The following is a 21747-nucleotide window of genomic DNA, read 5'->3' on the forward strand; positions in this document are numbered from 1 at the left end:
CCGCTTTTCGCTTGCGAATCAAGGAGGATTCTTCGTGGACTTCAGTCCGGACGAAGGGCAGCAGGCTGTCACCGATGTGGTGACGTCTGCGCTCGAGCGGGACAACAGCTGGGATGCGTTGGTCTCCGGCGGCATCATGGCGTTCGGCGTCCCGGAACGGCTCGGCGGTGACGGCCTCGGGCTGGCCGAGATCACCTCGGCGCTCACCCAGATCGGCAGGTTCGGCAACGTCAGTCCAGCGTTCGCGACGCTGGGCTTGGGGCTGCTTCCGTTGCTGGACTTGGCTTCCGACGAGCAACAGGATCGCTACCTGGCTGGTGTGGCCAAGGGTGCGGTGTTGACCGCGGCGCTCAACGAGCCGGGCCACTCGCTGCCCGAGCGCCCAGCGGCGCGGCTGGCGGGCGGCAAGCTCAACGGCACCAAGATCGGCGTTCCCTACGCGGAGCGGGCGGACTGGATCATCGTCAGCACCGACAGTGGTGTCGTCGTGGTCTCGCCCAAGGCCGCTGGGGTGAGCCTGACGAAGACCCCGACGTCGAATCACTCCGACGAATACGTCGTCACTTTCGCCGACACTCCGGTCACCGACGCAGATGTGTTGGGCGGCAGTGATTCCGTGCGCAGGCTGAATCAGCTGGTGGTGGCCGCAGTCGGCTCCTACGCTTCCGGCTTGGTGGCGGGTGCGCTGCGGCTCACCGCCGACTACGTCGCCACCCGCGAACAATTCGGCAGGCCGTTGTCGACGTTCCAAACCGTCGCCGCCCAGCTTGCCGAGATCTATATCGCGTCGCGGACCATCACGCTGGCGTCGACGTCGGTGTCCTGGCTGCTGTCCGAAGGCCGGGATGCCACCGAAGACCTTGACGTCCTGGGCTATTGGGTGACGTCTCAGGCGCCACCGGTCATGCAACTGTGTCACCACCTGCACGGCGGGATGGGGATGGACATCACCTATCCGATGCACCGGTACTACGAGTCGATCAAGGACCTCACCCGGCTGTTGGGTGGTAAGCAACATCGCCTGGAACTGGTGGGAGCATAATGTTCATCGAGCTGACACCCGAGCAGAAGCAGCTGCAAGCCGAACTGCGGGAATACTTTTCGAATCTCATTTCACCTGAGGAAGCTCAGGCGATGGAGTCCGACCGGCATAACGAGGCCTATCGGGCGATCATCAAGCGGATGGGTTCTGACGGCAAGTTGGGCGCCGGTTGGCCCAAGGAGTACGGCGGCCTGGGCTACGGCCCCATCGAGCAGTCGATCTTCGTCAACGAGGCCCAGCGTGCCGATGTACCGCTGCCCGCGGTAACGCTGCAGACCGTTGGGCCGACGTTGCAGCAGTACGGGACCGAGGCACAGAAGAAGAAGTTTTTGCCCGCGATCTTGGCCGGTGAGGTGCATTTCGCCATCGGTTACAGCGAGCCGGAGGCCGGCACCGACCTGGCCTCGCTGCGGACCTCGGCCGTTAAGCAGGGCGACGAGTACATCGTCAACGGTCAGAAGATGTGGACCACCGGCGGCCACGATGCCGACTACGTCTGGCTCGCTTGCCGGACCGACCCCGAAGCGGTGAAACACAAGGGCATTTCGATTCTCATCGTCGACACCAAGGATCCGGGGTATTCCTGGACGCCGGTCATCTTGTCCGACGGCGCCCACCACACCAACGCCACGTACTACAACGATGTGCGCGTTCCTGCCGACATGCTGGTCGGTGAGGAGAACGGCGGTTGGCGGCTGATCACCACCCAGCTGAACAACGAGCGGGTGATGCTCGGACCGGCCGGACGGTTCGCGGCGCTCTACGACCGGGTACACGCGTGGGCGTCCAAGCCCGGCAGCAACGGCGACACCCCGCTCGACCACGACGACGTCAAGCGCTCGCTCGGCGAGCTCAAGGCGATGTGGCGGATCAACGAGCTGCTCAACTGGCAGGTCGCGGCGTCGGGGGAGACCATTGACGTCGCGGACGCGGCCGCCACCAAGGTCTTCGGCACCGAGCGCATCCAATACGCGGGCCGGCTGGCCGAGGAAATCGTTGGCGCTCATGGTAATCCGGCAGACCCGGATACCGCCGAGTTGCTGGAGTGGCTGGACAGCCAGACCAAGCGCAACTTGGTGATCACATTTGGTGGTGGAGTGAACGAGGTGATGCGGGAGATGATCGCGGCTTCTGGTCTGAAGGTCCCGAGGGTTCCGCGGTGAGCGTCGTCGACGACATCAAGGCCGCGGCGGAGCGGGTCAAGGCCGAGGGCAAGAGCAAGCCGCGAGTGGGCCGGCATCCGGTGAACCAGCCGATGATCGACCATTGGCTCGATGCGATTGGCGACAAGAACCCGATCTACGTCGATGAGGACGCCGCCAAGACGGCCGGCCACCCCGGTTTGGTCGCCCCGCCCGCGATGATCCAGGTTTGGACGATGATGGGCCTCGGTGGCGTCCGCCCCGACGACGACCCGCTGGGCAAGATCATCGAGTTGTTCGACGAGGCAGGCTATGTCGGCGTCGTCGCTACCAATTGTGAGCAGACCTACCATCGGTACCTGCGCCAGGGCGAAGAGGTCAGCGTCGCTGCCGAACTGACCGACGTCGTCGGCCCGAAGCGCACCGCGCTCGGCGAGGCGTTCTTCATCACCCAGACCATCACGTGGTCTGTGGGCGACGAGGACGTCGCCGAAATGATGTGGCGAATCATGAAATTCATTCCGGCCGACACAGACGCCAAAGCGGAGGCGTCCACACCGTCTTCTGCGGTACCGGACGACCTGGACGCGGATTCCGCCATGCGGCCGGCGTCATCGCGGGACACCAAGTTTTTCTGGGACGGCGTCAACGCACATGAGTTGCGCATCCAGAAGCGGGATGACGGCACACTGGTCCACCCGCCCGTTCCCGCGCTGTGGCTGGACAAAGAGCAGGAGACCGACTACGTCGTGGCCAGCGGCAACGGCACCGTCTTCAGCTTCGTGGTGCACCACGCACCCAAGGTGCCTGGCCGCACGCTGCCGTTCGTCATCGCCCTCGTCGAACTCGAGGAAGGCGTCCGGATGCTCGGCGAACTGCGCAATGTCGACCCCTCGACCGTGGAGATCGGAATGCCGGTTAGCGCACTGTATATCGACTTCCCGGCCAACGATGTCGGCCCCGCCTGGACCAACTACGCGTGGGAGCCAGCCAAATGAGTGCGCATGGGTCTGATGTCGCCGCCGGGGCGGCTCCGGGGTCTGATGTCGCCGCCGGGGCGGCTCCGGTGTCTGATGTCGCCGCCGGGGCGGCTCCGGAAATCGAGGTCGGCACCAAGCTGCCGGAGCTCAAGTTCTACGGCGACCCGACATTCATTGTCTCTACGGCGATCGCCACCCGGGATTACCAGGATGTGCACCACGATCGGGACAAGGCGCAAGCCAAGGGTTCCAAGGACATTTTCGTCAACATCCTCACCGACACCGGTCTGGTGCAGCGGTTCATCACCGACTGGGCCGGGCCGACCGCCGTCATCAAGTCGATAGGTCTGCGCCTGGGCGTGCCCTGGTACGCCTACGACACGGTGACGTTCTCGGGTGAGGTCACCGCAGTGGAGGACGGTTTGATCACGCTGAAGATCGTGGGCAGCAACAGTCTTGGCGATCATGTGATCGCCAACGCCACGCTCACGGTGGGGGCCGCCTGATGCCGGGCGAGCTGTCGGGGAAGGCCGCGATCGTCGGTATCGGCGCGACTGATTTCTCCAAGAACTCTGGTCGCAGTGAGCTGCGGTTGGCCTCGGAGGCCGTGCTGGACGCGCTCGATGACGCCGGCCTGACCCCCGCCGACGTCGACGGTATGACCACCTTCACGATGGACTCCAATACCGAGGTTGCGATCGCGCGGGCTACCGGTATCGGCGACCTGAAGTTCTTCTCCAAGATTCACCACGGCGGCGGCGCGGCCTGCGCCACCGTGCAGCAGGCCGCCATCGCGGTGGCCACCGGTGTCGCGGATTGCGTTGTGGCATACCGCGCTTTCAACGAGCGCTCCGGGATGAGATTCGGCCAGGTGCAGATGCGGCTGGTCGAGAACGCCGACTCCACCGGCGTGGACAATTCGTTCTCCTACCCGCACGGGCTCTCGACGCCTGCGGCTCAGGTCGCGATGATCGCCCAGCGCTACATGCATCTGTCGGGTGCGACCAGTCGTGATTTCGGCGCGGTGTCGGTCGCGGACCGCAAGCACGCCGCCAATAATCCGAAGGCGTACTTCTACGAGAAGCCCATCACCATCGAGGAACATCAGGCCTCGCGGTGGATCGCTGAGCCGCTGCGGCTACTCGATTGCTGCCAGGAGACAGATGGCGGCGTCGCGTTGGTGATCACGTCACCGGAGCGGGCCAAAGACTTGAAGCACCGGCCGGCGATCATCGAAGCGGCCGCGCAAGGGTCGAGCCCGAATCAGTACTCGATGACCAGCTACTACCGGCCCGAACTCGGATTGCCGGAGATGGGGCTGGTCGGCAGGCAGCTCTGGGAGCAGTCGGGGCTGACCCCGGCCGACATCCAGACGGCGATCCTCTACGACCACTTCACCCCGTTCACGCTGATTCAGTTGGAGGAGTTGGGGTTCTGCGCTCAGGGCGATGCGAAGGACTACATCAAGGACGGCGCGCTGGAGATCGGCGGACGGTTGCCGATCAACACCCATGGCGGTCAGCTTGGCGAGGCCTACATCCACGGTATGAACGGCATCGCTGAGGGCGTGCGGCAGCTGCGCGGAACGTCGGTCAACCCTGTGCCTAACGTCGAGCACGTGCTTGTCACCGCAGGCACGGGCGTCCCGACGTCGGGCCTGATCCTCGGCTGAGCTCGGCTCCTTTCGCGCCACCGTTGCGCCGACAGGAACGCCACGGCAGGACATCGGGGGATGTCGCGCCGTGGCGTTACCTTCGATAAGCGTTGTGCCGAAAAGCTATGCGGGCAGGTTGTTTTTGATCTGGGTGTCCTGCATCTTGGCGATCGTCAGTGCGGTCTCCGGCTGCACCGGGTCGTTCGGCGCGCTCTCGAACTCGATGTTGACCATCGCCTTACCTGTTGTGAAGTACACCTCCGTCACACCCTTCGAACCGTCGGGGGATTTCCCGGTGGCGATGAACCCGCCGTCACCGACATCGGCAGGCTGCGGTGCTCCGTCGACCTCCTTGGCGAGCGTGTCCTTGAAACCCTGCAACGACTGGACCGCAGCGGCTGGGTTCTCGTCGACGAAGATGACGAACAGGATGTTCTCATTCTTGCCAGGGTTGGTCATCGTCTGACCAATCCCCGGCACACCGTTAGGGTTTTCGGTCGGCGCGCTGGCGGTGAAGCTCGGGTCGATGTCAGACGCCTTCAGCAGCAACTTGCTGTAGTCGCCTGCCTGCGCCGACGGGCTTGCCGCAGCGCTAGAAGTCGCCGACGCGGCTTCCGAGGTGGTTGCTGCGGCGGAGCTCGAAGAGGACGACGACGATGATGACGATGAGGATCCCTTGTCGTCGCTCCCGCAGCCGACGGCTGCCGTGCCCACCAGTAATGCCACACCGATCAGGCCGACAGATGAGGCCTGCGTAATCTTCATGGGGTTCCTTTCAAAGCAGCGCCGATGTTTGCCCTGGATAATTTAGTACAGTGCTGCCGAACCTGGGAGAAACCCGTCAAAATGCTAGGTATTGTTTGCTGTACCCAGGGGTGGGTACGGTGGATCCGTGATGGAGCACTTCACCTTCGGTCGGCGCAACGGCCTTCGCGTCTCGGAGCTCAGCCTCGGTACCGGCAACTTCGGTACCGGATGGGGTTACGGCGCCGACTTGCACACCGCTACAGCTATTTTCAATCGATTCGCCGAAGCGGGTGGAACATTTATCGACACCGCGGCCAGCTACCAGCGCGGTGAATCGGAGCAGATGCTGGGCACCCTGCTCGCCGGCAGGCGCGACGAATTCACCCTGGCGACCAAGTTCGGCATCGGCAGTCCCGACGGTTCCGGTGTCCTACAGACGGGCGCTGGCAGGCGCGCGGTGTTCCGAGCCGTCGACGGCAGCCTGCGGCGCTTGGGCACCGATTACATCGACCTGTTCTGGGTGCACTTCCCGGACGCGATCACCCCGGTGGAGGAAACCATCGGCGCGCTGGCCGACCTGGCTCGCGCGGGCAAGATTCTCTACGCCGGGTTCTCGAACTTCCCGGCCTGGCTGACCAGCCGCGCAGTGACCATCGCGGAGCTGCGCGGGCTCACGCCACTGGCCGCAGTGCAGTTCGAGTACAGCCTCGTCGAGCGCACCGGCGACCGCGAGGTCCTCCCGATGGCCGAAGCGCTCGGTCTCGGGGCGGCCCTATGGTCGCCGCTGGGCGGTGGCCTGCTCACCGGGAAGTACCGTCGCGGCGAGGAAGGTCGGATGACGGCGTGGAATCGATTGGTGCACAAGGAAGATGGCGGCCGTAAGTCGGCGACCGTCGACGCTGTGCTGGCGGTGGCCAATGACCTCGGCGTGCAGCCGGCGCAGGTTGCGGTGGCCTGGCTGGTGGAGCGCGCGCGACGTTCGCCAACCGGCGTGGTCCCGGTGATCGGTCCACGGTCGGTGGAGCAGCTGGACGACTATCTGGCCGCGCTGACCCTTGAAATCGACACTCAGACCTACGACCGGCTGGACCAAGTCAGCCACATCGATCTAGGCGAGCCCTACAACAAGTTGGCCGAAAACGATGCCCCCCGAGGAGGTGACGACGCGGCGATCCGGTTCCATCCGGTACCGCAGAGCTGAGCGATCAGACGGGGATGAACTCCACGTCGGACAGCACGACGGCATCGTCACGGCCCGGCGCGGTGACCACGCCGACGTAGCGACCGTCGTCTTTCCACACGTTCACCTTGATGGTCTCGCCCGGGTACACCACCCCGGCGAAGCGCGCACCGTAGGTCTTCACCTGCGACACGTCAGCGTCCAGCAGCGTGTCCACCAGCGCCTTGCACGTCATCCCGTAGGTGCACAGGCCGTGCAGGATCGGCTTGGGAAAGCCTGCCGCAGCGGCGAATTCGGGATCGGAGTGCAGCGGGTTGCGGTCGCCGCACAGTCGGTACAACAGCGCCTGCTGGGGCAGTACCGGTACCGAGATCTCGTAGTCCGGCGCGCGATCCGGGGCGGCCACCGACGTCGACGGGCCGCGCTCGCCACCGAAACCGCCCTCACCGCGGGCGAAGATCGACCGTTTGGTGGTCCACAACAGCGTGCCGTCGGGGTCGGTCACCGTCGTCTCGCTGACGATGACAGCCGCCTTGCCCTTGTCCCAGATTTCGGTGAACCGCTGCACTGAGCGCGCGGTACCGCTGGGCGGCAGTGGGGCCGGCACCGTGACCGCCTCGCTGGCGTGCAGCACCTTGCTCAGCTCGATGTCGATGCCGGGGAACTTCACCTCGGGCGGCTCGGTCATGTGGAAGCTGGCCGCCACGTTGCCGAAGCTGGGCAGCACCTGCGGGGTACGGTCGGCGAGGTAGCGCAATTCCTTGGGGTCCATGGGATCTGCGCCGGCTCCGAGGCCGAGTTGATAAAGCTGCACATCGCTACTCGTCCAGGCGAACTCGACAGGTTCCAGTTCGGCCGCGAGTGCGACGGAGACATCGATCGGCATGTCAGCCCTTCCCTGTGCTGGATGTCGCCGGCCCAGCGGCTCCGGCGATATGCAACGCAGCGAGGTACCCGAACGCCATCGCGGGGCCGATGGTGCCACCGGGTCCGGGATAGGTGTGGCCCATCACCGGCGAGCTGACATTACCGGCCGCATACAGGCCGTCGATCACCGAACCGTCGTCGCGCAGGGCCCGTCCGTGCACGTCGGTGCGGATGCCACCCTTGGTGCCCAGGTCGCCCGGCACCATCTTGGCGGCGTAGAACGGCCCGTTCTTGATTTCGCCGAGGTTGGGGTTGGGCTTGTTGGTCGGATCGCCGTAATACCGGTCGTAGGCGCTTTCGCCGCGGTGGAAGTCCTCGTCCTTGCCCGAACGGGCGAACCCGTTGAACCGCTCGACCGTGGACAGGAAGGTGTCGGCCGGAAGGCCGGTCAGCTTGGCCAACTCCTCGAGAGTGTCTGCCTTCACGATGACGCCGGATTCCATCCACTTCTTCGGAATCCGTTGCCCCGGTTGCAAGCCCGCGAAGATGTAGCGGTCACGGTACTGCTGGTCGAAGACCAGCCAGGCCGGCACATTCTCGCCGGGGCCGGGTCCCTGCCCGTACTCGCCGCCGTACATGTGGTGGCAGGCCTCGACGTAGGGCATCGACTCGTTCATGAAGCGCTTACCGGCAAGGTTGACGATGATCGAGCCGGGGGAGTTCCGCTCCGACAGTGCGAACCACGGCGCGCCGACCAGTGGAACCGTCGGGCCCCACCAGGCGTCCTCCATCAATTCCAGTGCAGCACCGAGCTTCTCGGCCGCCACGATGCCATCGCCGGTGTTGGCCTCGGCCCCCACCGTCCAGTCCGCGGTGATCGGCGCTCGCTGGTACTTCACGCGCATCTGCTCGTTGCGCTCGAAGCCGCCGCTGCCCAGGATGACGCCGCGTCGCGCGCGGATCAGTTGCGGGTCAGCCGATTCGGAGTCCCCCGCCTCCTTGACATAGATGCCGCGCACGACACCGTCCTCGACGTAAAGGTCGGTCAGCGCGGTGTTGAGCAGCACGGGAACTCCGGCCTGGCGCAGGCCGATTCGCAGCGGCGCGATCAGTGCCCGGCCCATGCCCACCAGGTTCTTGCCCCGCGCTCCGGCCCACATCGTGCGCGCGCCGACCTTCAGGCTGCGCAGCACACCGCGGGGATGGCGCTTGAGCTGGTTGAGACGCACGTAGTCCTGCTGCATCACAACCACATTGAGGGGCACCTTGCCGTAAGGCGGCTCGAGGAATTTCTCGTCCGGGCCGAGCTTCTTGGCGTTGAACGGCTTGGGTTCGATCGACCGGCCCGCCGGACGCCCGCCGGGCGTCTCTGGGTAGTAGTCGGAGTAGCCCGGCACCCAGCACATCTTCAAGGGCGAGTGCTTGAGCACGAACGACAGCATCTCCGGGCCGCGCTCGAGATAGGTGTCGATGCGCTCCGGCTCCACCACGTCGCCGATGATCGTGTGCAGATAGGTGCGTGCGGCTTCCTTGGTGTCGGTAACGCCGTCCCGCTTGAGGATCTCGTTGTTAGGGATCCACACGCCACCACCGGATCGCGCGGTCGAGCCGCCGAAGTGCGCGGCCTTCTCCACGACGACTGCCGATAGTCCCTGGTGAGCGGCGGTGAGCGCGGCGACCATACCGGCGGCACCGCTTCCGACGACGACGACGTCGAACTCCTGAGCTGTCATACTAGAACACGTTATAGAATTGCCCCGTCCGGGCGCTACTGACCCCTCCTTTCCGATCAGCGGAACGCTTATCCCAACGGCTCTCGGACCGCACTAGAATTGCCCGCACCGGGCGCCGTTCGCCCCGGTCACACCGACGATGGGACTCCCGGGAATGCTGAGCGTTTCGACGCGCGACGAGCTTGCCGCCGACCTTGCCGAGGCGGAGCGCACCCGCGTCCCGATGACTCCGTTGACGTCCAAGCACCCGGATATCGACGTGGTCGACGCCTACGAGATCCAGCTGATCAACATCCGGCAGCGGGTCGCCGAAGGCGCCCGGGTGGTCGGCCACAAGGTGGGCCTGTCGTCGGAGGCCATGCAGAAGATGATGGGCGTCGACGAGCCCGACTACGGCCACCTGCTGGCCGACATGGAGGTGTTCGAGGACCAGCCGGTGCCCGCCGGGCGCTTCCTGTTTCCGCGCGTCGAGGTCGAGGTCGGATTCATCCTCGCCGACGACCTGCCCGGCGCCGGGTGCACCGAGGACGACGTGCTGGCCGCCACGGCCGCCTTCGCGCCGGCGATCGAACTCATCGACACCCGGATCACGGACTGGAAGATCGCGCTGTGCGACACGATCGCCGACAACGCGTCCTCGGCCGGCTACGTGCTCGGCAAGGAGCGCGTGTCACCGAAAGACGTTGACATCAGGGGCATTGACGCGGTGCTCACCCGCAACGGGGAAGTGGTGGCCGAGGGCCGCAGCGACGCCGTGCTGGGTAATCCGGTCACCGCGGTCGCGTGGCTGGCCCGCAAGGTCGAAAGCTTCGGGGTACGTCTGAAGGCGGGCGACATCGTGCTGCCGGGGTCGTGCACCAGGGCCATCGACTGCCGCCCTGGCGACCAGTTCGTCGCTGACTTCGCCGGGCTGGGTTCAGTCCGGCTGTCGTTCGAGTAAGAGGAGTCCCATATGGGCCAGAAGAGCTCAGTTGCCATTGTCGGGTCGGGCAACATCAGCACCGACCTGCTGTACAAGCTCCTTCGTTCGGAGTGGCTCGAGCCGCGCTGGATGATCGGTATCGACCCCGAGAGCGAAGGGCTCGCCCGGGCTCGCAAGCTGGGGCTGGAGACCAGCCATGAGGGAGTCGACTGGCTGTTGGCGCAGCCGGAGAAGCCGGATCTGGTGTTCGAAGCCACCAGTGCCTACGTGCACAGGGCCGCCGCTCCGCGGTACGAGGAAGCCGGCATCCGCGCGATCGACCTGACCCCGGCTGCCGTCGGCCCGGGCGTGATCCCGCCGGCCAACCTGCGCGCACACCTCGACGCCCCCAACGTCAACATGGTCACCTGCGGTGGCCAGGCCACCATCCCGATGGTGTACGCAGTGGCTCGCGCAGTCGCGGACCAGGGGGGCGTGCCTTATGCGGAGATCGTGGCGTCGGTGTCGTCGGCGTCGGCCGGCCCGGGCACCCGGGCCAACATCGACGAGTTCACCAAGACGACCAGTGCGGGCGTCGAGGTCATCGGTGGCGCCAAGCGCGGCAAGGCGATCATCATCCTGAACCCTGCCGATCCGCCGATGATCATGCGCGACACCATCTTCTGCGCAATCCCCGAGGACGCCGACCACGCCGCGATCACGCAGTCGATCAAGGACGTGGTAGCCGAGGTGCAGACCTACGTGCCCGGCTACCGGCTCCTCAACGAGCCGCAGTTCGACGAGCCGACGGTCTACAACGGTGGCCACCACCTCGTCACCACGTTCGTGGAAGTGGAGGGTGCCGGTGACTACCTGCCGCCCTACGCTGGAAATCTGGACATCATGACTGCCGCGGCCACCAAGGTGGGCGAAGAAATCGCCAAGGAACGGGCCTCTGCGGGAACAGGAGCGCAAGCATGAGTGCAGAAGTGTGGTTCGACCCCAGCTGGGATGTCCGGATGACGGACACATCCCTGCGTGACGGCAGCCATCACAAACGCCACCAGTTCACCAAGGAAGAGGTCGGCGCCATCGTCGCGGCGCTCGACACGGCCGGCGTCCCGGTCATCGAGGTGACGCACGGCGACGGGCTGGGTGGCTCGAGCTTCAACTACGGGTTCTCCAAAACTCCCGAGCAGGAGCTGATCAAGCTGGCCGCCGAGACGGCCAAGGAATCCAAGATCGCCTTCCTGATGCTGCCCGGCGTGGGCACCAAGGAAGACATCAAGGAGGCGCAGAACAACGGCGGCTCGATCTGCCGGATCGCCACCCACTGCACCGAGGCTGACGTCTCGATCCAGCACTTCGGCCTGGCCCGGGAACTGGGTCTGGAGACCGTCGGGTTCCTGATGATGAGCCACACCATCTCGCCGGAGAAGCTGGCCGCCCAGGCCCGGATCATGGCCGACGCCGGATGCCAGTGCGTCTACGTCGTCGACTCGGCCGGCGCGCTGGTCCTCGAGGGCGTGGCCGACCGGGTAGCGGCGCTGGTCGCCGAATTGGGACAGGACGCTCAAGTCGGTTTTCATGGCCACGAGAACCTCGGCCTCGGCGTCGCCAACTCCATCGAGGCCGTCCGCGCGGGCGCCAAGCAGATCGACGGGTCGTGCCGCCGCTTCGGTGCCGGTGCGGGTAACGCGCCGGTAGAGGCCCTCATCGGGGTGTTCGACAAGATCGGCGTCAAGACCGGCATCGATTTCTTCGACATCGCCGACGCCGCCGAAGAGGTCGTCGCACCGGCCATGCCGGCCGAGTGCCTGCTGGACCGCAACGCGCTGATCATGGGCTACTCCGGGGTGTACTCCAGCTTCCTCAAGCACGCGATCCGTCAGTCCGAGCGTTACGGCGTGCCGGCGCATCAGCTGCTGCACCGGGCGGGTCAGCGCAAGCTGATCGGCGGCCAGGAGGATCAGCTGATCGACATCGCGCTGGAGATCCAGCAGGAGCAAGCAGCGGCTTCCGGCGGGCAGGAGCGAAGCGACTCGGGGATTATCACCGCCAAGTAGTTCGCGGCCTCGTCGGACCGAACGGGCACCATGGTGCCATGGTGACCCGCGACGACGCTCAGGCGATTCTCGAGCAGCTGGCCGGTCCGACCGCCCTGCTGCGCGACGACCAATGGACCGCTATCGAAGCGCTGGTGGTGCAGCGCCGCCAGGCACTGGTCGTCCAACGCACAGGGTGGGGCAAGTCGGCGGTGTACTTCATCGCGGCCAAGCTGCTGCGCCAGCGGGGCCACGGTGCGACGGTCATCGTCTCGCCCTTGCTCGCCCTGATGCGCAACCAGGTCGCCGCCGCGCAACGCGCGGGTGTTCGGGCGGCCACCATCAACTCCGGCAATGTCACCGAGTGGGACGAGATTCACCAGCGGGTCAACAGCGGTGACCTCGATGTCCTGCTGGTCAGCCCGGAACGGCTGAACAATCCGGAGTTTCGCGACACCGTATTACCGGCGCTGGCCGCCGACGCCGGTCTGGTGGTGGTCGACGAGGCACACTGTGTCTCGGACTGGGGCCACGACTTCCGGCCCGATTACCGGCGGATCCGCACGTTGATCGCCGAACTGGGTTCGGACGTACCGGTTTTGGCGACCACCGCCACCGCCAACGATCGTGTCGTCAACGATGTCGCAGCGCAGCTGGGCGTCGGCCGTGCCGACAATGTGCCGGGTGGCGGCCGGGACACGTTGGTGCTGCGCGGTGGGCTCGATCGCGAGTCGTTGCGACTGTCGGTGGTCCAGGCCGGCGGCGGTGCACAGCGCATGGCCTGGCTGGCAGAGCACCTGGATTCGCTGCCGGGGTCCGGAATCGTCTACACGCTGACCGTAGCCCAGGCGCACGATGTGGCAGCGCTGCTTCGCGAGCGCGGATTCGAGGTGGCCGCGTACACCGGCTCGACGGAAACCGCCGAGCGAGAACAACTCGAGGCGGATTTGCTGGGCAATCGGGTGAAGGCACTGATCGCCACCTCGGCTCTGGGCATGGGATTCGACAAACCGGATCTTGGCTTCGTCGTGCATCTCGGCGCGCCTTCCTCGCCGATCGCGTACTACCAGCAGGTCGGTCGTGCCGGCCGCTCGACGGACAGCGCCGAGGTGGTTCTGTTGCCCGGTCGTGAAGACCAGGACGTCTGGCGGTATTTCGCTTCGGTGGCGTTCCCTTCGGAAGCCATGGTGCGCAACATCATTCGTCAACTGGAGCCCGACCGTCCGCTGTCCACTCCCGCCCTGGAGCCGCTGGTGGATCTGGGCCGCACCCGGCTGGAGATGGTGCTGAAGGTGCTCGACGTCGACGGTGCGGTGCGACGGGTCAAAGGCGGTTGGCTCGCCACTGGCCAACCATGGGACTACGACGAGGCGCGCTACCGTCAACTCGACGAGGGCCGCCGCCGTGAACAGCAGGCAATGCTGGACTACCAGAGCACCGACGAGTGCCGAATGACGTTTCTGCGCAGGCAACTCGACGATCCCGGTCTCACCCACGGCGAACGGTGCGGCCGGTGCGACAACTGCGCCGGAGCACGCTTCGGTGCGGCGGTGGACGACGGTGCGGCGGCACTCGTCCAGGAGCGACTGATGCGACCCGGTGTCGAGATCACTCCGCGTAAGCAGTGGCCGTCGGGACTCGGGAAGTTGGGCGTCAGCCTCAGCGGACGCATCGGGGACGGTCCCGCGCCGGGCCGGGCGATCGGGCGACTGACCGACCTGGGCTGGGGTCCGCGCCTACGACGCGTGATCGACGAACCTGACGGCGACGTGCCGTCGGATGTGGTGCAGGCGGCGGTCAAGGTGCTGGCCGCCTGGGACTGGGCGGACCGTCCGACGGCGGTGCTGGCTCTGGATTCGGATACGCATCCCGTCCTGATCGGGTCCCTGGCCCGTGAATTGGCACGTGTCGGCAGACTGACCGACCTGGGTGTGTTGCGGTACGCCGCGGGGCGCCGGCCGGTCAGCGCCGCCAACTCCGCCTACCGCGTCGCCGCCCTCGATGGAGCGTGGTCGGCGCCGGATCCGGCGGCCATTGCGGCAGCGGGTGGCCCGGTGCTGCTCATCGACGATGTGACCGATACCGGATGGACGTTGACGATGGCCGCGCGCCTGGTGAAGGAGGCCGGCGCGCCTGCCGTGCTGCCGCTGGTGCTCGCGGCGACCAGCTGACGCGGGGGTAACACCGGCTCGGTACCGCACGAAGTTCCCTTCAGTGGCCGTGCAGCGAGTGTGCTGTGCGCCTCGAAGGGAGAATCGCAATGCTCGTCCGTCGTGTCGTCCTGACAGTGCTGGCCGCCGGCGCGGTCAGTGCCGTGTCGATTACGTCCGCCGGCGCCGATCCTGCGCCCGCTCCCGCGGCCGCATCCGATTGCACCGCCGCCGGCCTGTCGTCCACGATCAGCTCGGTCACCAAGAACCTGTCGGACTACTTCGCCGTGCACCCCGAGGCCAATCAGGCTTTGATCGACGCCACCCGGCAGTCGGCGTTCTCCGCGGTCGGCGCGTTCAACACCTACTTCAATGATCATCCGGACCAGGCCAACGACATCCGGGCCATCAAGGCGCCGCTGGTCGATTTCCAGAACCGCTGCGGCCTTCAGGTGGAGCCGGCCGAGGCCCTGGTCGTCATCGGCGAGCTGTAGTCACCACGGCGGCTTGGTGCCGCCCAGCTGTGCGGTGAGCGCGTCGGCGCTGGCCACCAGGCCGCGCGCATGCTTGGCGATCTCGGAATCGGTGAGCGCGCGGCCGATCTGGAGCGACACCACCATCGCCTGCCGGTGGTGGTGGTCGTAGACGGGCGCGGAGATGACGCTGACGTCGTGGCGCTGCCGCGACCCCTCGGCTTCACTACGCAGGTAGACCCGCTCGCCGATGTCCGAGATCAGCTCGCCGAGCAGCGCCCGCAGCTCGTCGGGCAGCGTGCTCGACATGCCCGCCATCATCGCGTAGAGCCGCCGGCCGCCGGGGGTGAGGCGCTCGACGAGATAACCCGCCGTGCGGCACTCTGCGACGACGCGGTCCAGCCGCTGCGTTTCGGTGCGCAGCGGGATGGTCGGGGCCCTGCCCAGCCAGCTGTTCAGCGCGTCGTCGTCCCACAGCACGAACATCAGGCCCACTGGCGGTGCGAACGGATAACTCTGCCCGACGCGCACTCCGACGTCGGCGCCGGGCGGTTGGACCAGTTCCAGCAGCGTGATCCGGTCGTCGATGACGGCGGCCAGCGCCGCTGTGGTGTCGAAGGTTCGCGACAGCTGGGCCAGCTCGGCGCGCGCGGCCGGGTTGACCCTTAGCGACTCCTGCGCGAGATGGCCCAGCGCGATCAGGCTGGGGCCAAGCCGGTAGGTCTTGTCGGCGGCGTCGCGAACCAGGTAGCCGGACTCGGTCAGGGTAGTGACGATGCCGAGGCACGTTGGCTTGGCCAGGTGCAGTCGACGGGCCAGCTCCGAGAGGCCGAACCGGTCCTGCGGGTGTTTGGCCAGAAAGTCCAGAATCGCCACCACGCGCTGCGTGGGGGGAGATGATCGACCTGGAGTCGACGAGTCTGGCATTGCAAAATCCTACCTCTACGGTCCACATATGGACCGGCGACTTGGTTGACTGGAATTAGAACGCGTTCTAGTCTCAGTCGGAGAACGTACCAGGTCGGTCCAATATTGAAACGCGAGGCGGTCGATGTACACCCAGCCACTAGTGGACGCCATTGTCGAGTCCGAACGTCTGGTTCGGGAAGCGCCGTTCATCGAAACCGAGGCTGATCTGCTGGAGGGGCTGCAGTACCTCGCGGGCTGCGTGGCGGCGTGCACGCATGTCGCCTTCGACTACGACCGTGACCATCCGTTCCTGCATTCGGGCACCGGGCCGTTCACCAAGATGGGCCTGGACAACCCGGACACCATGTACTTCGGCACCCGCGTGGTGGCCGGGCACGAGTACGTCGTCACCGGCACGCGCGGCACCACCACCGACGTCAGCTTCCAGCTCCTCGGTGGCGAATACACCGACGAAGTCGTCCCTGACAGCGAGACGGCATTCGATGACCGCAAGCTCGACATCGCCGCCGACGGCACCTTCGAGTGGCGGTTCACCCCGGATAGCAACGCGCAGCTTGTCATTCGCGAGGTTTACAACGACTGGTCGGCTCAGCGCGGCAACTTTGCGATCGCGCGCACCGACACCGCGGGCACCGCACCACCGGCGCTGACCACCGACCTGATCGAACGGCGCTGGGCGAGCGCGGCGAAGCAGTTGGTGCAGCGCGTCAAGACCTGGCTGCAGTTCCCGAAGTGGTTCTACGACAACCTGCCAGTCAATACGCTCACCGCGCCCCGGCTGACCCCGGGTGGGCTGGCCACTCAGTATTCATCGGTCGGGCACTACGACCTCTCACCCGATCAGGCCATCATCATCACCCTGCCGGTCACCGACGCCCCCTACCTCGGGTTCCAGCTCGGCAGCCTCTGGTACATCTCGCTGGACTACATCAACCACCAGACCTCGCTGAACGGTACTCAGGCGCAAGCTGATCCGGATGGCAAGATCCGAATCGTCGTCGCCGACCAGAGCCCCGGGGTGACCAACTGGGTCGAGACGCTGGGGCATCGCAAGGGCTACCTGCAGTTCCGCTGGCAGCGGGTCTCCCGCCAGCTGACCGAGGCCGACGGCCCCACCCTGGAGGTCGTCGATCTCGACTCGGTCGCTTCCAAACTGCCCTACTACGAGCAGAACAAGATTTCCGATGACGACTGGCGTCAGCGAATCGCGTTGCGCCAGAAACTAATTGGCAACAGGATGGTGGGATAACGTATGGCCGGCTTGCTCGAGAACAAGGTCGTCGTAATCAGTGGCGTCGGTCCGGCGCTGGGTACGACGCTGGCGCGCCGATGTGCCGAGGAGGGTGCCGATCTGGTGCTGGCGGCGCGGACCGTCGGACGTCTCGACGATGTGGCCAAGACGGTCACCGACCTGGGCCGCCGCGCGGTGTCGGTGGGCACCGACATCACCGACGAGGGTCAGGTCGACAATCTGGTCAAGCAGACCCTGGACGCCTTCGGCAAGGTCGACGTGCTGATCAACAATGCGTTCAAGGTGCCGTCGATGAAGCCCTTCGCCAACACCACGTTCGACCACATCCGCGAGACGGTGGAGCTCACAGTGCTCGGTGCGCTGCGGCTCATCCAGGGCTTCACGCCGGCACTGGTCGAGGCCAAGGGGTCGGTGGTCAACGTGAACTCGATGGTGCTGCGGCATTCCGACCCCAAGCAGGGTGCCTACAAGTTGGCCAAGGCGGCGCTCCTGTCGATGTCCCAGTCGCTGGCAAGTGAACTGGGGCCGCAGGGCATCCGGGTGAATTCCGTTCTGCCGGGCTACATCTGGGGTGGAACCCTGCAGGGTTATTTCGAACACCAGGCCAGCAAATATGGCACGACCGTCGACGAGATATACAAGGCCGCCGCGGTCAACAGCGATCTCAAACGGCTGCCCACCGAGGATGAGGTCGCCTCGGCCATCCTGTTCATGGCCAGCGATCTGTCCAATGGCATCACCGGCCAGACCCTGGACGTGAACTGCGGGGAGTATCACAACTGATGAGCTCCGACTTCCTTTCCGTCGAGGCGGTACGCGCCTCCGCCGTCAAGGCCACCGGCTTGGACGACTTCGGTGTCGACGATGACAACTACCGTGAAGCGCTGAGTGTGCTGCTCGAATCGTTTCGCAACGATGCGGACCTCACCGAGGTCGGCAGCAAGATGTCGCGGTTCTTCGTGCGAAATGCCTTGGTGGCCAGGCTCGTTTCCGAGGCGGCCTTCAAGCAGTATCCGCAGCACGTCGACGTCCCGATCGAGCGGCCGATTTTCGTCACCGGTCTGCCGCGCACCGGGACCACCGCGCTGCACCGGCTGTTGTGCGGCGACCCTCGGCACCAGGGACTGGAGCTGTGGCTCGCGGAGTTCCCGCAGCCCCGTCCGCCGCGGGAAACGTGGAAGGACAACGCGGTCTTCCAGCAGCTCGACGCGCAGTTCACCAAGGCTCATGAGGAGAACCCGGATTACACGGGCTTGCACTACATGACGGCCGATGAAGTGGAGGAGTGCTGGCAGCTGCTGCGGCAGTCGCTGCACTCGGTGTCGTACGAGACGTTGGCCCACCTACCGACCTATTCGCAGTGGCTGTCCCATCAGGATTGGTCGAAATCGTATGCGCGGCACCGCAAGAACCTGCAGCTGATCGGTCTCAATGATCCCGAGAAGCGTTGGGTGCTCAAGAATCCCAGCCACCTGTTCGCACTGGACGCGGTCTTCGCCACCTACCCCGATGCGCTGATCTTGCAGTGCCATCGCCCGGCCGAGACCATCATGGCGTCGATGTGCTCGCTGTCCCAGCACACCACCGAGGGTTGGTCGAACACGTTCACGGGCGAGGTCATCGGGGCCGATTCGCTGGAGACCTGGTCGCGAGGACTGGAGCGGTTCAACATCGAACGCGCCAAGCAGAATCCGGCCCAGTTCTACGATGTGGACTACTTCGAGCTCATTCGCGAACCGATCGCCACCGTGGAGAAGATCTACAGCCACTTCGGCATCGAGATGACCGACGATGCGCGTGCGGCTATCCAGCGCACCGACGACGAGAGCAAGCAAGGGCCACGCGCGCCCAAGCACACCTACTCGCTGGCTGATTACGGTCTCACCGAAGATCAGGTCAAGGAGCGCTTCAAGGGGCTGTGAGCCCGGTCGATATCGACGAAATGTCGGACAGTACTAGCCGTCGCCGGGGGCGGGGGCGCTGGAGTACTCCTCCAGACAGCCCTCCGCCACGGCGTGTTTGATGCTGTCCGACAGTTTGGGGCAGGACCGGGTGCGGGCACTCGAGCCGCCCGCTTCGCGAATCTCGGTGAAGTAGGCGCAGCGCTGCTGTGCTTCGGTGCTCCACTGCACCGCGGTGTGCGCGGCGCCCAGCTTCTTCACCTTCACCGCGATATGGCAATACCGGCAGTCGATGTCGGCCAGGCCTGCTGTCAGGTAGCGCTCTTTGTCCTGGCGGGTGGCCTCGTGGATCGCGGCTGCACGCTCCGGATCTGAAGCGAAATCTGGTGCCTTGGACCAGGATCCGGGCGTGCCGTCGTCGTGCTCTTGCGGCTCGTCGTGCTCATGCACGCCGAGCAGCTGGAGCATGGACCGCGCCAGATCGTCTACGTCGGGCGTGGGATCCCCGGGGGTCATATTCACACCTGGGTCGGCTGTCCTTCAGAAGCGGCCTGCTTCTTGAGGTTCTCCTGAACCTCGACCTGCCACTTCTCGTTGGCCGGGGCGGTATCGACCTCGAGCTCGAAGCGGTCGGTCATATCAGGGCTGACGTCGGCCACGTCGACGTAGAACTGCTGATACCACCGGCGCATCTGGTACACCGCGCCGTCTTCCTCGACGAGCAGCGGGTTGTCGATGCGGGTCTTGTGCTTCCAGATTTCGACGTCCTGCAGGAAGCCCTTGCTGACGCCGACGACCATGGCATCGGAGAGCTTGTCGCTCATGGCGTCGTCCATGCCCTTGGGCTTTTCGACGATCACACCCCACTGCAGCATGAACGAGTCCTGCGACACCGGGTAGTGGCAGTTGATCAGGATCGACTCGGCCTTGTAGCCGCCGTAGTTGTTGTGCAGCCAGTTGATCATGAACGATGGCCCGAAGTACGAGGCCTCCGAGTCCAGGTGGGACTCCGTGTAGGCCGAACCGCCCAGCGTGACGTCGGGCCGGCCGACGTTGTGCAGATACTGCGAGGCGATGTGGCCCTCGAAGACGTTCTTGAAGTACGTCGGCAGGCCGAAGTGGATGTAAAAGAAGTGCGCCATGTCGGTGACGTTGTCGACGATCTCGCGGCAGTTGGAGCCCTCGATCAGCATCGAGTTCCACTTCCACTCGGTCCACTCGCCGCTGGTGTATTCCGGGATCTCCGGAATCCGCACCTCGGGCTGCGGTGGGTTGCCCTCATGGTCGTGCCAGACGAACAGCAACCCGTTGCGCACGTCGGTCTCCCAGGACCGGGTGCGGGCCAGCTTGGGGGTGCGCTTGGCGTAGGGCACCAGGCGGCAGCGGCCGTCGCCGCCCCAGCGCCAGTCGTGGAACGGGCACGCCAGGGTGTCGTCTTTGACGGTGCCCTGGGACAGGTCTCCGCCCATGTGACGGCAGTAGGCGTCCAGGACGTGGACCGCGCCCTCGGAGTCGGCGAAGACCACCAGTTTCGTCCCGAATGCATCGATCGGGTGTGGCTTGCCGTCCAGGTAGTCACTGATGGGGCCCAGGCAGTGCCAGCCCCGGGCATACCGGTCTGGCAGGGTCCCGGTGTCGATCTCGCGAATGCCGGTTGTCACCTCGAGCCCTCCCTAATTTCGTCTCTAACTAGAACACGTTACAGTTTTATCGTCTGATCGCGCAATCACAGCCGCGCTAGCTGGGGATTACCCACCTGAATTGCGGTATATGTGAACGATGCCGATGTATTCGTTCGAGGGCCGGTCACCCCGGGTCGATCCCACCGCGTTCGTGGCACCGACTGCCGTCCTCGTCGGAGACGTCACTGTGGAGGCCGGCGCATCTGTGTGGTTCAACGCGGTGCTGCGCGGGGATTACGCGCCGATCGTGATCCGGGAGGGCGCCAACGTGCAGGACGGATCGGTGCTGCACGCCCCGCCGGGCATTCCGGTCGACATCGGCCCCGGCGCCACGATCGCTCACATGTGCACGATCCACGGCGCGCACGTGGGCGCCGAGGCGGTGATCGCCAACCACTGCACGGTGCTCGACGGAGTGGTGATCGGCGCCCGCAGCATGATCGCCGCGCACTCGCTGGTGGTCGGCGGCACTCACATCCCGAATGAGGTTCTGGTGACCGGATCGCCGGCGAAGGTCAAGGGACCGATCGCCGGAACCGGCGCCGAGGTGTGGGTGAACCTCAATCCCAAGGCGTACCAAGACCTCGCCCAGCGCTATTTGTCTGGCTTCGAAGAGATTTAGCGAGACAGTTCTACAGGGGCGTCGCGCTCGCGGTTGCCTTGTCGAGCTCCCAATAGGCCCGCAGCGCAACGATCTTGCCCTGCGCGTTGACCCGGTAGGTGAACACACCCTCGGCGACCACCCGGTAGCCGCTGGACTCGATCACGATGTGGCCGACGTTGGCTTCCTCGTCGCCGCACTGGTAGGTCTTCTCGAAGTTGAAGGTCAGCTTGCTCGGCGCGATCGCCATGTCGTAGAACTTTGCGATCGCTTCCTTGCCGCGGTGGCCCTTGCCCTCGGGGTCGAAATGCGATGGCCCGATGGGATCTTCGACGATCGCGTCATCGGCGAACACCGCCAGCCAAGCTTCTTTGTCGCGGGCTATCGCGGCTTCGCGTGAGCGACGCCCCGCCTCGTGGGCCGGCGAGCTCATCGTACTTTTACCTCGCTCGCTCCGGTCCTCGCTC

At 65.5% G+C, this 21747-nt stretch carries 22 protein-coding genes; 15 read left to right on the forward strand and 7 right to left on the reverse strand.

Annotated elements, in window-relative coordinates; translation table 11 throughout:
- The first annotated feature begins 34 nt into the window (after positions 1 to 34).
- The 5 genes from CG716_RS03975 to CG716_RS04000 all read left to right on the forward strand — a co-directional run bounded on the left by CG716_RS03975 (position 35) and on the right by CG716_RS04000 (position 4836).
- Complete coding sequence (locus CG716_RS03975; protein WP_094476702.1) at positions 35 to 1042, forward strand: acyl-CoA dehydrogenase family protein; 1008 nt, start codon at positions 35 to 37, stop codon at positions 1040 to 1042.
- Positions 1042 to 2205 (forward strand): acyl-CoA dehydrogenase FadE29, encoded by a 1164-nt coding sequence (gene fadE29, locus CG716_RS03980; RefSeq protein WP_094476704.1) that lies wholly within the window; start codon positions 1042 to 1044, stop codon positions 2203 to 2205. The genes CG716_RS03975 and fadE29 overlap by 1 nt, the downstream gene beginning before the upstream one ends.
- Complete coding sequence (locus tag CG716_RS03985; protein WP_094476706.1) at positions 2202 to 3182, forward strand: bifunctional MaoC family dehydratase N-terminal/OB-fold nucleic acid binding domain-containing protein; 981 nt, start codon at positions 2202 to 2204, stop codon at positions 3180 to 3182. Before fadE29 ends, CG716_RS03985 begins: the two co-directional genes overlap by 4 nt.
- Positions 3183 to 3250: 68 nt before the next feature.
- Positions 3251 to 3670, forward strand: coding sequence for a MaoC family dehydratase (locus CG716_RS03995; protein ID WP_420093173.1), 420 nt, complete (start codon positions 3251 to 3253; stop codon positions 3668 to 3670).
- Entirely contained in the window at positions 3670 to 4836 is a 1167-nt protein-coding gene (locus tag CG716_RS04000; RefSeq protein WP_094476710.1) for a 17-hydroxy-3-oxo-4-pregnene-20-carboxyl-CoA lyase, read from the forward strand. Before CG716_RS03995 ends, CG716_RS04000 begins: the two co-directional genes overlap by 1 nt.
- Positions 4837 to 4941: 105 nt before the next feature.
- Here the strand turns inward: CG716_RS04000 and CG716_RS04005 are convergent, their stop codons facing one another.
- On the reverse strand, positions 4942 to 5583 hold the full coding sequence (locus tag CG716_RS04005) for a hypothetical protein (RefSeq protein ID WP_094476712.1): 642 nt from the start codon (positions 5581 to 5583) through the stop codon (positions 4942 to 4944).
- A 130-nt stretch (positions 5584 to 5713) separates the two neighbouring features.
- On the opposite strand from CG716_RS04005, the gene CG716_RS04010 reads away from it, so the two are divergent.
- Positions 5714 to 6766, forward strand: a complete 1053-nt coding sequence (locus CG716_RS04010; RefSeq protein ID WP_094476714.1) for an aldo/keto reductase — start codon at positions 5714 to 5716, stop codon at positions 6764 to 6766.
- 4 nt (positions 6767 to 6770) lie between these two features.
- On the opposite strand, the gene CG716_RS04015 is transcribed toward CG716_RS04010, so the two are convergent.
- Complete coding sequence (locus tag CG716_RS04015) at positions 6771 to 7631, reverse strand: enoyl-CoA hydratase ChsH3 (RefSeq protein ID WP_094476716.1); 861 nt, start codon at positions 7629 to 7631, stop codon at positions 6771 to 6773.
- Between the two features lies 1 nt (position 7632).
- Positions 7633 to 9345, reverse strand: coding sequence for a 3-oxosteroid 1-dehydrogenase (gene kstD, locus CG716_RS04020; protein WP_094476718.1), 1713 nt, complete (start codon positions 9343 to 9345; stop codon positions 7633 to 7635).
- A gap of 154 nt (positions 9346 to 9499) precedes the next feature.
- Between kstD and CG716_RS04025 the strand changes: the two genes are divergently transcribed.
- The 5 genes from CG716_RS04025 to CG716_RS04045 all read left to right on the forward strand — a co-directional run bounded on the left by CG716_RS04025 (position 9500) and on the right by CG716_RS04045 (position 14935).
- Positions 9500 to 10285 (forward strand): 2-keto-4-pentenoate hydratase, encoded by a 786-nt coding sequence (locus tag CG716_RS04025; RefSeq protein WP_094476720.1) that lies wholly within the window; start codon positions 9500 to 9502, stop codon positions 10283 to 10285.
- A 12-nt stretch (positions 10286 to 10297) separates the two neighbouring features.
- A complete protein-coding gene (locus tag CG716_RS04030) occupies positions 10298 to 11227 on the forward strand; it encodes an acetaldehyde dehydrogenase (acetylating) (RefSeq protein ID WP_094476722.1) in 930 nt (309 codons plus the stop codon).
- Positions 11224 to 12312, forward strand: coding sequence for a 4-hydroxy-2-oxovalerate aldolase (dmpG, locus tag CG716_RS04035; RefSeq protein WP_094476724.1), 1089 nt, complete (start codon positions 11224 to 11226; stop codon positions 12310 to 12312). The genes CG716_RS04030 and dmpG overlap by 4 nt, the downstream gene beginning before the upstream one ends.
- Positions 12313 to 12350: 38 nt before the next feature.
- Positions 12351 to 14462 (forward strand): RecQ family ATP-dependent DNA helicase, encoded by a 2112-nt coding sequence (locus CG716_RS04040; RefSeq protein WP_094476726.1) that lies wholly within the window; start codon positions 12351 to 12353, stop codon positions 14460 to 14462.
- An 89-nt stretch (positions 14463 to 14551) separates the two neighbouring features.
- Positions 14552 to 14935, forward strand: coding sequence for a heme-binding protein (locus tag CG716_RS04045; RefSeq protein WP_094476728.1), 384 nt, complete (start codon positions 14552 to 14554; stop codon positions 14933 to 14935).
- Here the strand turns inward: CG716_RS04045 and CG716_RS04050 are convergent, their stop codons facing one another.
- Positions 14936 to 15841 carry an IclR family transcriptional regulator gene (locus CG716_RS04050; RefSeq protein WP_094476730.1) on the reverse strand — a complete coding sequence of 302 codons (906 nt, stop codon included), beginning with the start codon at positions 15839 to 15841 and terminating at the stop codon, positions 14936 to 14938.
- Positions 15842 to 15965: 124 nt separating this feature from the next.
- On the opposite strand from CG716_RS04050, the gene CG716_RS04055 reads away from it, so the two are divergent.
- Genes CG716_RS04055 through CG716_RS04065 form a run of 3 tightly spaced genes read left to right on the forward strand, consistent with a single transcriptional unit; the run spans position 15966 to position 19018 of the window.
- On the forward strand, positions 15966 to 17093 hold the full coding sequence (locus CG716_RS04055) for a hypothetical protein (RefSeq protein WP_094476731.1): 1128 nt from the start codon (positions 15966 to 15968) through the stop codon (positions 17091 to 17093).
- 3 nt (positions 17094 to 17096) lie between these two features.
- Positions 17097 to 17879 (forward strand): SDR family oxidoreductase, encoded by a 783-nt coding sequence (locus tag CG716_RS04060; RefSeq protein ID WP_094476733.1) that lies wholly within the window; start codon positions 17097 to 17099, stop codon positions 17877 to 17879.
- Positions 17879 to 19018, forward strand: coding sequence for a sulfotransferase family protein (locus CG716_RS04065; RefSeq protein WP_094476735.1), 1140 nt, complete (start codon positions 17879 to 17881; stop codon positions 19016 to 19018). Before CG716_RS04060 ends, CG716_RS04065 begins: the two co-directional genes overlap by 1 nt.
- 33 nt (positions 19019 to 19051) lie before the next feature.
- On the opposite strand, the gene CG716_RS04070 is transcribed toward CG716_RS04065, so the two are convergent.
- Positions 19052 to 19513, reverse strand: coding sequence for a hypothetical protein (locus CG716_RS04070; RefSeq protein ID WP_094476737.1), 462 nt, complete (start codon positions 19511 to 19513; stop codon positions 19052 to 19054).
- Positions 19514 to 19515: 2 nt separating this feature from the next.
- Positions 19516 to 20658, reverse strand: coding sequence for a 3-ketosteroid-9-alpha-monooxygenase, oxygenase component (locus tag CG716_RS04075; protein ID WP_094476739.1), 1143 nt, complete (start codon positions 20656 to 20658; stop codon positions 19516 to 19518).
- Positions 20659 to 20776: 118 nt separating this feature from the next.
- Here CG716_RS04075 and CG716_RS04080 point away from each other — a divergent pair, with 118 nt between their 5' ends.
- On the forward strand, positions 20777 to 21301 hold the full coding sequence (locus CG716_RS04080) for a gamma carbonic anhydrase family protein (protein ID WP_094476741.1): 525 nt from the start codon (positions 20777 to 20779) through the stop codon (positions 21299 to 21301).
- A gap of 10 nt (positions 21302 to 21311) precedes the next feature.
- Here the strand turns inward: CG716_RS04080 and CG716_RS04085 are convergent, their stop codons facing one another.
- Positions 21312 to 21713, reverse strand: a complete 402-nt coding sequence (locus tag CG716_RS04085) for a nuclear transport factor 2 family protein (RefSeq protein WP_094476743.1) — start codon at positions 21711 to 21713, stop codon at positions 21312 to 21314.
- Positions 21714 to 21747 lie beyond the last annotated feature (34 nt).

Origin of the sequence: Mycolicibacterium sphagni, from assembly GCF_002250655.1 — a bacterium.
GTDB lineage: Bacteria > Actinomycetota > Actinomycetes > Mycobacteriales > Mycobacteriaceae > Mycobacterium > Mycobacterium sphagni.